Source organism: Phenylobacterium sp. LjRoot219 (assembly GCF_964252995.1).
In the GTDB taxonomy this organism is placed as follows: domain Bacteria; phylum Pseudomonadota; class Alphaproteobacteria; order Caulobacterales; family Caulobacteraceae; genus Phenylobacterium.
The window spans coordinates 1,024,239-1,035,541 of record NZ_CAXUQI020000001.1 but is presented as its reverse complement, the minus strand read 5'-3'; the positions used below and the strand labels follow the sequence as shown (position 1 = coordinate 1,035,541).

The 11,303-nt window shown below is 69.7% G+C and carries 9 protein-coding genes; 2 read left to right on the top strand and 7 right to left on the bottom strand.

Annotation, left to right across the window (positions count from 1 at the left end; translation table 11 throughout):
* Positions 1–3: 3 nt before the first annotated feature.
* The 7 genes from ACSQ14_RS05135 to ACSQ14_RS05105 form a co-directional block, all read right to left on the bottom strand.
* Positions 4–303, bottom strand: coding sequence for a hypothetical protein (locus ACSQ14_RS05135; protein ID WP_436010395.1), 300 nt, complete (start codon positions 301–303; stop codon positions 4–6).
* A 99-nt stretch (positions 304–402) separates the two neighbouring features.
* Complete coding sequence (locus ACSQ14_RS05130) at positions 403–1,056, bottom strand: TetR/AcrR family transcriptional regulator (protein WP_436010393.1); 654 nt, start codon at positions 1,054–1,056, stop codon at positions 403–405.
* 38 nt (positions 1,057–1,094) lie between these two features.
* Positions 1,095–3,389: a beta-glucosidase BglX gene (gene bglX, locus ACSQ14_RS05125; RefSeq protein WP_436010391.1), complete on the bottom strand. Its 2,295-nt coding sequence runs from the start codon at positions 3,387–3,389 to the stop codon at positions 1,095–1,097.
* 78 nt (positions 3,390–3,467) lie between these two features.
* A complete protein-coding gene (locus tag ACSQ14_RS05120; protein ID WP_436010389.1) occupies positions 3,468–4,214 on the bottom strand; it encodes an SDR family NAD(P)-dependent oxidoreductase in 747 nt (248 codons plus the stop codon).
* 62 nt (positions 4,215–4,276) lie between these two features.
* Positions 4,277–5,989 carry a class I adenylate-forming enzyme family protein gene (locus ACSQ14_RS05115; protein WP_436010387.1) on the bottom strand — a complete coding sequence of 571 codons (1,713 nt, stop codon included), beginning with the start codon at positions 5,987–5,989 and terminating at the stop codon, positions 4,277–4,279.
* A gap of 10 nt (positions 5,990–5,999) precedes the next feature.
* Positions 6,000–7,187, bottom strand: a complete 1,188-nt coding sequence (locus ACSQ14_RS05110; protein WP_436010385.1) for an FAS1-like dehydratase domain-containing protein — start codon at positions 7,185–7,187, stop codon at positions 6,000–6,002.
* A gap of 292 nt (positions 7,188–7,479) precedes the next feature.
* Positions 7,480–8,532, bottom strand: coding sequence for an AraC family transcriptional regulator ligand-binding domain-containing protein (locus tag ACSQ14_RS05105; protein WP_436010383.1), 1,053 nt, complete (start codon positions 8,530–8,532; stop codon positions 7,480–7,482).
* 240 nt (positions 8,533–8,772) lie between these two features.
* Here ACSQ14_RS05105 and ACSQ14_RS05100 point away from each other — a divergent pair, with 240 nt between their 5' ends.
* Both ACSQ14_RS05100 and ACSQ14_RS05095 read left to right on the top strand, forming a co-directional pair.
* Positions 8,773–9,309 carry a nuclear transport factor 2 family protein gene (locus ACSQ14_RS05100; protein ID WP_436010381.1) on the top strand — a complete coding sequence of 179 codons (537 nt, stop codon included), beginning with the start codon at positions 8,773–8,775 and terminating at the stop codon, positions 9,307–9,309.
* 129 nt (positions 9,310–9,438) lie between these two features.
* Positions 9,439–11,298, top strand: a complete 1,860-nt coding sequence (locus ACSQ14_RS05095; RefSeq protein WP_436010379.1) for a flavin-containing monooxygenase — start codon at positions 9,439–9,441, stop codon at positions 11,296–11,298.
* Positions 11,299–11,303: the final 5 nt, after the last annotated feature.

Below are 11,303 nucleotides of genomic sequence, written 5' to 3'. Positions count from 1 at the left end.
GGCTCACAGCACTGGCCAGGCGCTGCGCGGCAGCCGCCGCAGATCCTCGTCGATGGCCTTCAGGGCCGGCGGCTGGACGACGCCATAGGCGACGAAACTCTCCACCGTGAAGTTGGTCAGGTAGGGCTTCGTGTGGGGCGCCTGGACCACCATCTTCATCATCGGCGCGTGCTTCAGCACCACCGCCCAAGCCTCGGGCGCGGTCATCAGCTCGGCCAGGGAAACCGCGTCCACCCTGAGTTCGAACGGCGCCGCGGCCGGCGGCTCGAACGCCGTCGCCGGCGGATAGGTGGGCGTTTCCATCGGTCACCTCGCAACCCGCACGCCCGACGGCGCGCCACTTCGAGATCCGTACTAACTCGCCTTCGCGAGCCAGAATAGTACCCTTCCGTACTTTTCCAGCTACCAGCTCGATCGGCCGTCGAGCAGGCTCCGCACCATGTGCTGCAGCCAGGCTCTGCGCGCGTCCGCGCCGACACTGCGGCCGCCCAGCACCACCGCGCTCGCCCAGCCGTTGAGGGTCATCAGGAACAGCTCCGCCGCCGCCTCGGGGTCGCGACATGGCGCGCCGTTGCGTGCGGCGAAGGCGCGGATCTGGCCGGCGATGTAGTCGGTCCCGCGCCGGACCCGGGCCTCGGCGATCTCGGCCAGCTCGGGAAAGCGCCCGGCTTCGCTGTAGAGCAGGCGATTGAGTTGGATGAACTCCGGCGTCATGGCGGCGCGCATCAGGATGTCGCCGTAGACCAGCAGCACTTCTTCCAGGGTGTCGCAGCCCTCGATCGGCGTGTGATGGACGCCGGTGTCCCAGCTCTCGATCTGCGCGGCGACGATCGCGCGGAACAGCGCGGCCTTGGACGGAAAGCGCGAATAGAGGGTGGTCTTCGAGGCGCGCGCCGCACGGGCGACCTCCGACATGCTGGTCGCGCCGTAGCCGTCGCGGAAGAACAGCTCGCGGCCGACCTGGATCAACCGCGCCTCGAGGCCGGCGAGATCCTCGGCCTTGGGGCGGCCGCGTGGGCGGCGCGGCTGGACGAGATCGCTGGGCGGGGACTTCACGGGCATGGTTCTGAGGCGGCAGCCTATAGTCGAGGCGCTCAGCCGGCGAGCGCGAAGGTCGCCGGCGTCCCGGTCGTCGCGGACGGGGCGATCCAGACCTCGAAGCTGCCGGGCTCGGCGGCGGTCGCCAGGTCGGCGCGGACGAAGGCCAGATCGCGCTCGCTGAGCACGAACTCGACGACCGCGCGCTGGCCGGGCGCCAGGTCGAGATGCTGCACGCCCTTCAGCGCCCGCACCGGCTGGACCAGGCTCGCCGCCTTGTCGTGGATGTAGAGCTGAACGACCTCGTGTTGCGCCCGCGACCCGGTGTTGGCGACGGTCGCGGTGACCTTGAGCGCCCCGCCCCGCGCCAGCTCCGGCGCGCCGACCTCGGTCGGCCCGTAAACCACGGTCGAGTAGCCCAGCCCGTGTCCGAACGGATAGAGCGCGGCGTTCGAGACCTCGCGGTAGCGCGCCTTGAACCTGCCGTCGTCCGGCGGCTCCGGCCGGCCGGTCGAACGGTGATTGTAGTAGAACGGCTGCTGTCCGGAGGCCTGCGGGAAGCTGACCGGCAGCCGGCCCTGGGGCGCATGGTCGCCGAACACCACGTCGGCGATGGCGTGGCCGGACTCCGAGCCGAGGAACCAGGTGCAGAGGATCGCCGGCGCATCCTTCACCGCGCCGGACAGCGCCAGCGCCCGGCCGTGCTTCAGCAACACCACGACCGGTTTGCCGACCGCAGCGACCGCTTCGGCCAGCGCCAGCTGCGGCGCGGGAATGCCGATGTCGACCCGCGAGGCGGCCTCGCCGGACATGTCCGCCGACTCGCCGAGATAGAGCACCACCACGTCGGCCGCCTGGGCCGCGGCGACGGCGGCCTCGATCCCGCCGGGCGTCGCGGCCTCGACCCCACAGCCCGGTACCACCGTCAGCCGCGCCTCCGGCCCCATCGCCGCGCGGAAGCCCTCCTCCAGGGTCACGGCGGCGGCGAAGTCGGGGACCACCATCCACGGCCCCAGCGCATCGAGGCGATCGGCGACGAACGGCCCGATCAGGGCGATCGCCTTGCCGGCTTTCGGCAGCGGCAGCAGGTCGGCGTCATTCTTCAGCAGCACCAGCGACTTGCGGCCGGCCTCGCGGGCCAGGGCGACGAACTCCGGCCGGCGCACGTCGGTGGCCGCGCGCGCCGGGTCCAGCGAGCGGTAGGGGTTGTCGAACAGGCCCAGCGCCTTCTTCACCCGGAACACCCGGCGTACCGCCTCGTCGACGACGCCCTGCGGCAGCCGGCCGGAGCGGGCGAGATCTGGGATGTGCTTGAGGTAGAGGCCGCTCTGCATGGCCATGTCGCAGCCGGCGCTCAGCGCCTTGAGCACCGCGTCCGGCTCGTCGGCGGCGAAGCCGTGGGCGATCAGCTCCTTCTCGGAGGTGAAGTCGGAGACGACCAGCCCCGGGAAGCCCCATTCGTCGCGCAGGATCTCGGTCAGCAGGTGGCGGTTGCCGGTCGCCGGCACGCCGGCCACCTCGTTGAAGGCCGACATGGTGGCGATCGCGCCGGCGTCGAACGCCGCCTTGAACGGCGGCAGGTGCACCTCGCGCAGCGTCGTCTCGGGGATGTCGACGGCGTTGTATTCCATCCCGCCCTGCACCGCGCCGTAGCCGGCGAAGTGCTTCGGGCAGGCGAGCAGGGAATCCTCCGCCCGCAGGTCCGACCCCTGGAAGCCGCGGACCCGCGCCGCGCCGAGCAGGCCGCCGAGCCAGGTGTCCTCGCCAGCGCCCTCCGCCACCCGGCCCCAGCGCTGGTCGCGGGCGACGTCGACCATCGGCGCGAAGGTCCATTGGACGCCCAGGGCGGTGGCCTCGACGGCCGTCGCCCGCGCCGTCCGGCGGCAGAGCTCTGGATCGAAGCTGGCGGCCTCGCCGAGCGGCACGGGATATGCGGTTCGCAGGCCGTGGATCACGTCGCCGGCGAAGATCAGCGGGATGCGGTGCGGCGACCGCTCCACCGCCACCTTCTGCATGGCCCGGCAGGCGTCGAGGTCGAAGACGTTGAAGTAGCCGCTGACCCGGCCGGCGGCGATGTTGCGCCGGACCTGCTCCGGCGTCGCGCCGGGCTCCGCGCCGGGATTGAGCCGCCGGCCGATGCCGAGGCCGGCGGTGAGCGTCAGTTGGCCGGCCTTGTCCGCCAGGCTCATCGCGCCGATCAGCGTCTCGATGAACGGGTCCGCCTGCATCGCCCGGTGCGCGGCCCGCGCCGGCGACGCCGCCGCCAAGGTCGCGACGGCGACAGAGGCTTGCAGGAAGCGCCGCCGGCTGGCGCCGGCGGCCATCGCGAAGGAGCCCGCGCGAAGGTTCATCGTGCGCGCCGTACCACGCCGGCGCGGACCTCTGCTATTCCGAAAGACGAACCAATCTCGCGCGAACCCCGGCGATCGTCAGGAGACCACGCGGCCGCCGTTGACGCCGATCGTCTGGCCGGTGACGTAGCTGCTGGCTTCGGACACCAGGAAGGCGCAGGCGTTGGCGATGTCCTCCGGCTCGCCGGTGTGGCGCACCGGGATCGACTTCACCAGGGCGTCCATCGACATCGGGAACTTCGCCCGGTTGGCCTCGGACATCACCGTGTTCATCACCGTGCCCGGCGGGATGTTGTTGACCGTGATCCCCAGCGGGCCGAGCTCCTGCGCCAGCGTGCGGGTCAGCGTGATCATCGCCCCCTTCGACGCCGAATAGGGGGCCATGCCGATCGCCCCGGTCTGGGCGCTGGAGGAGGAGATGTTGACGATGCGGCCCCACTTGGCCGCCTCCATGTCCGGCAGCACCACCTGGGTGACGATGAAGGTCCCCTTGAGGTTGATCTCGAGGATCCGATCCCACTGCGCGTCGGTGATCTCCTTGAACGGCGTGGTGTCGGTGATCCCGGCGTTGTTCACCAGCACCGTCACCGGACCGAACGCCTCGCGCAGCTTGGCGACCGCGGCGGTCACCTGCGCCCGGTCGGCGATCGAGGCCTGCAGGGCGAGCGCCTTGCCGCCGGCGGAGGCGATCTCGTCGACCACCTTCTGGCAGCCCTCGAGATTGATATCGAGCACGCCGACCGCGATCCCCTCGCTGGCCAGCCGGCGCGCGCACGCCCGCCCGATGCCCGCCGCCGCGCCCGTCACCAACGCAACCTTCGCCATGTTCGCTTCCTCCTGGTGGTGTTCGCCGGATCAGCGCCCGGCTTCTTGGATGATGTCGCCGCTCAGCTGGCCGCTTCCGCCTCCAGCCGCTTCGCCGCCAGCGCCCGCAGGTCGCTGGTCTTCACCTTGGCGCTGCCGGTCAGCTGCAGGTCGCCCTCGGCGAAGAACAGCACTCGGCGCGGGACCTTGTAGGAGGCGAGCTTCTCCTTGGCGAAGTCGCGCACCGCCGCCTCGTCGAGCGCAGCACCGTCCTGCGGCACGATGCAGGTGACCACCAGTTCGCCGAGGGTCTCGTGCGGCACGCCGACGGTCTGGGAGACCTTCACCCCAGCATGCTCCTGGATGACGCTGTCGATCTCCACCGGCGAGACGTTGGCCCCGCCGGTCTTGATGATGTCGTTCAGTCGGCCTTCCCAGAACAGCCGGCCCTGCTCGTCGACGTAGCCGCCGTCGCCGGTGCGGAAGTAGCCCTCGTCGTCCAGCGTCTCGTCGAGCGGCGTGCCGAGGTAGCCGAGCATCAGGGTCGGCCCCTTGATCGCTACCTCGCCGCGCGCGCCGCGCGGCGTGACGACCCCGGTCAGCGGATCGACGATCTTCAGGGTGTTGCCGGGCAAGGGCGGGCCGTGGCTGTCGCCGGCCTCCGCCCGCGAGGTGTTGGCTGGATAGCCGGTGCTGAGGGTGAAGGTCTCGGTGTTGCCGTAGGCGTGGCGCGGCTCGATCCAGGTCGTGCTCACCTCGGGCCGCCGGGCGATCGGGCCGTCGGCGTCGACGTACTTCAGCGCCGAGAGATCGACCTCGGCCCAGTTGCGGGCGTCTTCCAGCTGCGCCCACTGGTGCGGCCAGGCGAACAGGAAGCTGACCCGCTCGGCCGCCATCAGCGCCAGCGCCTCCTCCGGCTGGAAGGTCCGCTGCAACACCAGCGAACCGCCGGCGGCGAGCGTGCCGCCGACCACCATCGAGAAGTTGCCCGACCAGAAGAAGCCGTTCGCCGTCCAGGTGCGGACGCCCTCGCCCAGGCCCTGCTGGCGGCGCATGCGCCACAGCTGGATCGACACCCCGCGGTGGGCGCTGAGGATGCCCTTCGGCTTGTTGGTCGAGCCCGACGAGAAGAACAGCACCCCGGGGTCGGCCGGCGCGACCGTCGCCGCGCGCGCCTCGAGCTGCGTGCTCGACACCTCGGCGCCGCGGCGCAGGAAGTCCGCCCAGGTCTCGATCGCTCCCAGCGGCGCCTCGGCGTCGATCATCGCCAGGTGCTGCAGGAACGGGAACCGGGCCGAGGCGAGCCCGCCCGGCGCCGTCCCGGCGATCGCCGGGTCCAGGTCGCAGAGGATCTGGGCGAAGTCCTTCTTCAGCACCTGCCGCTCCAGCAGCAGCACCGAACAGGCCGAGCTGGCGACCAGATGCTCCAGCTCGTGCGGCGTCGAGAAGGTGCTGAGCGGGGATGCGACGCCGCCGGCCAGGGCCGTGCCGAACACCGAGGCCAGGAACTCCGCCCGGTTGGTCATCAGCACGCCGACCCGCTCGCCCTTGCCGAGGCCGCCGGCGACCAGCGCCTTGGCCACCTCGACCGAGCGGTCCCACAGCTGGGAGTAGGACCAGCGCTCCACCGTCCCGTCCGGACGGCGGTGCACCAGCGCCTCGCGCTCGGCGAAGCGCCCGGTGACCTCGCGCAGGAAGCCGGACAGGGTCAGCGACCCGAGCCCCGGCTCCTCCGACAACGGCGCCCCGCGGACGATCGACACCGCCGGGTCCGGAACGAACTGATGACCGCTCATCGAGGTAATCCTAGTAGGGCAGCTGGACTTCGTTCAGCGAGCTGACGACCGTCTTGCCGTCCTGGGTGGTCATCAGAACCTTGATCTGGACGACCGGGAAGCCCCAGTCGGACTTCTCGATCTTCTGCACGACCTCGCCCTCGATGAAGGTGACGTCGCCCTCGAAGGCCGGGCCGCGGAACTCCGACTTGGCGTGGCGCACCAGGCCGTCATGGCCGGCCCAGAAGGCCAGGTAGTCGGTGTTCCACGCCGCCATGGTCGCGCCGTACCCGTAGGCCCGATGCATGCCGATCTCGCTGGCCCGGCCGTCGTCGATGTGGCCGCGCGAGGGGCCGACGTAGAGGCCGTCGCGCAGGCGCGGGTCGATCATCGCGCCCTCTTCGTCGAAGCTGAAGCCTTCGATCCAGCCCATGTCCTGGTTGACCCAAGGGTTCTCCACGCCCTCCGGCGCGGTCCAGTAGAAGCTGCCCCAGATGTTGAAGATGAAGGCGCGGTATTCGGTGGTGAAGCTGGCGATCGAGTGCGGCCCGATCACCCGGCGCGGCAGCTTGTCGCCGACCTTGACCTCTTCCCAGTGCGGCGACTTGCCCTCGCGGTTGGACATGAACCAGTCGCGGCGGATCTGGTCGATCTCGGCCAGCTCGGCCGGCGTCCACTTTTTCGCCTCGCCGGCGGTCGAGGCGTAGATGCCGCGCTTCTCGGCCTCCTTGGCGAGGTAGCGGATCACCGTCGGGCAGGACTTGGCGATCAGGTCGCCGCGCTGGTTGCGGTGGATGGTGTCGCCGCGCTGGAACAGGGTCGGGCCGGCGAACTTGGTGTCGGAGACCTTGTAGCCGGTGAAGATCCGCTCCTGGAACAGCTGGTCGCCGGGCCGGATGTGGGTGCCGTACCACCACCATTCCTCGCCGCCGAAGATCATGTGCTGACCGTCGATGCGGCCGACGCAGGCCTGGTTGTTGCCGTGCCCGTAGTCGAGCGCCACCGCCATCGACTGCGGGGCGATGATGTCACCGAACTTGGTCTGGCTGGCGAAGCGCTGGTCCCAGTGCAGCGGATTGACGTAGTCGAGCGCCATCACCCAGCGGCGGATGTCGGTCTTGTTGCACGGCTCCCAGAGCTGGCCGCCGCCGACCTTCTGGCCGAGGCGCCATTCGACGTCGCTGAGGTCGAGCTGAGCCGTCGTGTCCGAATTCGCCATGCCGCGTCCTCCCGTCTTTTTTCAGCGACATGACTGGCGCGCCCGGCCCGGCGCCGGCTTGACGGATTTGGACAAACTGCGGCGGGTCACCTCCCCCGCGAAGCGGCGGGAGGGGACCACGGGCCGAGCGCAGCGAAGAGCGCGTGGTGGAGGGGGCAAGCCGGACCCCCGGCGTTTCAACCGCTGCAATTCGAGACGCTGGGAGGCCCTGCCGGCGGCCTGCCCCCTCCACCCCCCGCTCTTCGGCGGGCGGTCCCCCTCACCCCGCTTCGCGGGGGAGGTAGACGCGTCATCAGCCGGCGGGCGCGCGCCGCCGGCGGCCTTGCGACCGCAGCTGGGTCGGCGATGCGGCGAGCCAACGATTGCAGGTCCGGGTCATCACCGACTGCTCGGAAAAGCCGAGCCGCTCGGAGATGTGCGCGAAGTCCAGCTCGGTGTCCTGCAGGTAGTAGAGCATCAGGTCGCGGCGGACCTCGTCCTTGATCCGCTGGAACGAGGCCCCCTCCTCCTTCAGCCGGCGGTGCATGGTCCGGGCGTGCAGGTTGAGCTCGGCGGCGATGCGCTCGTTGCCGCAGTCCTCGGCGCCCAGGAACTGCATGATCACCCCCCGCACCAGGGCGCTCAACGGCGGCCGGCGGCCCTGGAACTCCGCGTCGATGAAGGCCGTGGCCATGGCGTAGACGCGGGAGTCCGGATTGACGATCGGCGCCGCCAGGTCGCGCTCGGAATAGACCACCCCGTCCTCGTTCTGCCCGAAGCAGACCTCGCAGCCGAAATAGCGCCGGTAGGTCTTCAGCGGCGACACCGGCTGGTGGCGGAAGTGCACCCGGCGCACCCGCGCCTGCCCGCCGGTGATCTCCATCGCCGCCAGGTGGCCGAGCAGCAGGATCTGCTCCATCGCCTGGCTCTTGTTCGGCAGGCCGTCGAGCAGGATGTCGTGGCCGGAGAAGACGGCCTTCTCGTGCGGCAGCCGCTTCTGCCAGATCCGCGCCGCCAGGCTGTGGGCCTGGGTGTGCTTGCTGACGTAGTCGAGCGCCTCGCCGAAGGTCTGCGAGTTCTTCATCACCAGCCCCAGCGGGCCGAACATCCGGCCGCTCTGCAGGGTCGCCAGCCGCAGGCCGAAGTCGGGACAATCGAGCTTCGCCGCGGCGAGCTCGATCAGCTGGACCAGCTGCCGGTAGGTGGCCGACGCGCGCCCGCGCGAAAGGTTTTCGGTGTCGATCCCGGCTTGCCGGATCAGCAGCATCGGCTCGCCGCCGAGCTGCTCCACCAGGTCGGGGAAGAACCGCAGGATCCGCGCGTGCACCACGTCGAACACTTCGGCGGTGACAGGCTGCTGATCCATTGGCGCCTTCGGCCTCACCCGGTCCTCCCGCGGCGTCATTTCATCGCGGCGCGGCTCACTGCAGCCGTCGTGTGAAGGAGCCCTTTTGTCCGAATTGGTCAAGCGGCGCGCCGGACCCGGCGCTTAATCTTTGGCCAATCGATCAAGCTGCCCGCCTCAGGCGCTCTGTTCGCATGCCCGCTGCTTCGCGCGCGTCGGACATCGGCTTGATCGGGTGAAAAACCAGACAAGAGGGCGGAAATGGACGCGATCTCGGAGGAACTGAAGAGCCTTCTCGACCGCGAGAAGATCCGCGATTGCATCGCCCGCCTGGCGCGCGGCGAGGACCGCCGCGACGCCGCGGCGATCACCGCCGCCTACTGGCCGGACTCCACCACCGACTACGGCGTGTTCGCCGGCTCGTTCGACGAGTACCTGGCCTGGGTGGTGCCCGGCGCGGACGCCATCAAGGACACCCAGCACGTCCTCGGCCAGAGCGTGATCGAGCTGCAGGGCGACGCCGCGCTGGTCGAGACCCACGTCAACTCCTACCACCGCATCGACATGGGCGCCGGCGACCGCGACACCCTGATCGGCGGCCGCTACCTCGACCGGTTCGAGAAGCGGAACGGCGAGTGGCGGATCGCCCAGCGCACCATGCTCTACGACTGGTACCAGGACTTCGGCGCCGCGATCGACTGGTCGCAGGGCGTAATGGGCCTGCCGTTCAGCGCCGAGCACTTCTCCGGCCGGGCGAACGGCGACTACAGCGAGACCTTCTTCGGCAAGCGCGCGTAAGGAGCCGTCGGCCCTCCCTCGCCTGAGGCAGGTCGACATATTTCCCGACGCCGCGGGGCGCTATAACGCCCCATAATCATGCCGATCGCGCCAAAGGCGGCGCAGCGACGACGAGTTCTTGGAGCGACTATGACGTGCCATCCGACCGACACCCCGCCGCGGGAAGAGATCAACATCGCCGAACTGCGGGCCAAGTACCTCCAGGAGCGTGACAAGCGCCTGACCAAGAAGGGTCAGAACCAGTACGAGCACCTGACCAGCGACCTGGCGGCCGACTACGAGCACGACCCCTACACGCCGATCACCCCGCGCGATCCGATCGCCGAAGACCTCGAGGTCGCCATCCTCGGCGGCGGCTGGACCGGCGTGCTGGCCGGCTACCACCTGACCAAGATGGGGATCACCGACTTCCGGAACATCGACCACGCCGGCGACTTCGGCGGCGTCTGGTACTGGAACCGCTACCCGGGCCTGCAGTGCGACAACGACGCCTACTGCTACCTGCCGCTGCTCGAAGAGACCGGCTTCATGCCGTCGAAGAAGTTCTCCGACGGCTACGAGATCCACGACTACTTCAAGATCATCGCCAACAAGTTCGACCTCTACCGCGGCGCGCTGTTCCACACCCTGGTCACCGGCCTGCGCTGGGACGCCGAGATCCAGCGCTGGCGCGTGTCGACCAACCGCGGCGACGAGCTGCGCGCGCGGCACGTGATCATGGCCGGCGGCGTGATGAACATGCCGAAGCTGCCGGGCATCCCCGGCATCCACAGCTTCAAGGGCGAGATGTTCCACACCGCCCGCTGGGACCACGAGTACACCGGCGGCAGCTGGCGCAATCCGGTGCTCGACAAGCTGGGCGACAAGACGGTGGCCATCGTCGGCACCGGCGCGACCTCGGTGCAGGCGGTCCCCTTCCTCGCCAAGTACGCCAAGCAGGTCTACGTGCTGCAGCGCACGCCGTCGAACATCGACGAGCGCTCCAACCCGCCGACCGATCCGGAATGGGTCGCGTCGCTGAAGCCCGGCTGGCAGGCCGAGCGGATGGCGAACTTCCATCGCGGCGCGCAGGAAGCCTTCCATCCCGGCGATCCCGACCTGGTGTGCGACATCTGGACCGAGATCAGCCGCAACCTCGCCGCCGAACTGGACGAAGAGGGCTGGCCGCAGCTCAGCCCCGAGGAGTTCGTCGCCCGCCGCGAGATGGTCGACTACCAGGTGATGGAGCGGATGCGCCGCCGCGTCGACGCGACGGTGAAGGACAAGGCGACCGCCGAGGCGCTGAAGCCGTGGTTCCGCTTCATGTGCAAGCGACCGCTGTCGAACAACGACTACTACCCGGCCTTCAACCAGCCCAACGTGAAGCTGATCGACGTGTCGGCGACCCAGGGCGTCGAGGCCCTGACCGAGAAGGGCTTCATCGCCGACGGCGTCGAGTACCCGGTCGACTGCATGATCTTCGCCTCGGGCTTCGAGGTGACCAGCGACCTGGAGCGCCGCTGGGGCATTCCGGTGGTCGAAGGCCGTGAGGGCGTCTCGATCTACGATCACTGGCGCAACGGCCCGCTGACCTTCCACGGGGTGACCACCCACGGCTTCCCGAACATGTTCTACACGGGCTACGTCCAGGGCGGGGCCAACTCGACGACCACCGAACAGTTCGGCCGGCAGTGCGAGCACATCGCCTACATCGTCAGCGAAGCCCGCAAGCGCGGCGCGGTCGCGGTCGAGCCCACCCAGGCGGCGATGGACGCCTATGTCGCCCACATGCGCGAGAACGAGTTCGACACCGCCCAATTCCTCGGCGAGTGCACGCCCGGCTACTTCAACAACGACGGCGAAGCGAAGCCGAAGTGGGCGCTGTTCCGCGGCTACCTGCCGGGCTGGAACGGCTTCATGAAAATGCTCAGTGACTGGCGCGCCAAGGGCGACCTCGCCGGCCTGACGCTGACCGAGGCCAAGGCCTCCCACAAAGCGGAGCTGGTGTAGGCGGG

Bases quoted from the DNA above. Each gene is read 5' to 3' on its own strand.
- ACSQ14_RS05105 (WP_436010383.1), bottom strand. From the start codon at position 8,532: ATGGATCAGCAGCCTGTCACCGCCGAAGTGTTCGACGTGGTGCACGCG.
- ACSQ14_RS05095 (WP_436010379.1), top strand. From the start codon at position 9,439: ATGACGTGCCATCCGACCGACACCCCGCCGCGGGAAGAGATCAACATC.
- bglX (WP_436010391.1), bottom strand. From the start codon at position 3,389: ATGAACCTTCGCGCGGGCTCCTTCGCGATGGCCGCCGGCGCCAGCCGG.
- ACSQ14_RS05135 (WP_436010395.1), bottom strand. From the start codon at position 303: ATGGAAACGCCCACCTATCCGCCGGCGACGGCGTTCGAGCCGCCGGCC.
- ACSQ14_RS05110 (WP_436010385.1), bottom strand. From the start codon at position 7,187: ATGGCGAATTCGGACACGACGGCTCAGCTCGACCTCAGCGACGTCGAA.
- ACSQ14_RS05120 (WP_436010389.1), bottom strand. From the start codon at position 4,214: ATGGCGAAGGTTGCGTTGGTGACGGGCGCGGCGGCGGGCATCGGGCGG.
- ACSQ14_RS05115 (WP_436010387.1), bottom strand. From the start codon at position 5,989: ATGAGCGGTCATCAGTTCGTTCCGGACCCGGCGGTGTCGATCGTCCGC.
- ACSQ14_RS05100 (WP_436010381.1), top strand. From the start codon at position 8,773: ATGGACGCGATCTCGGAGGAACTGAAGAGCCTTCTCGACCGCGAGAAG.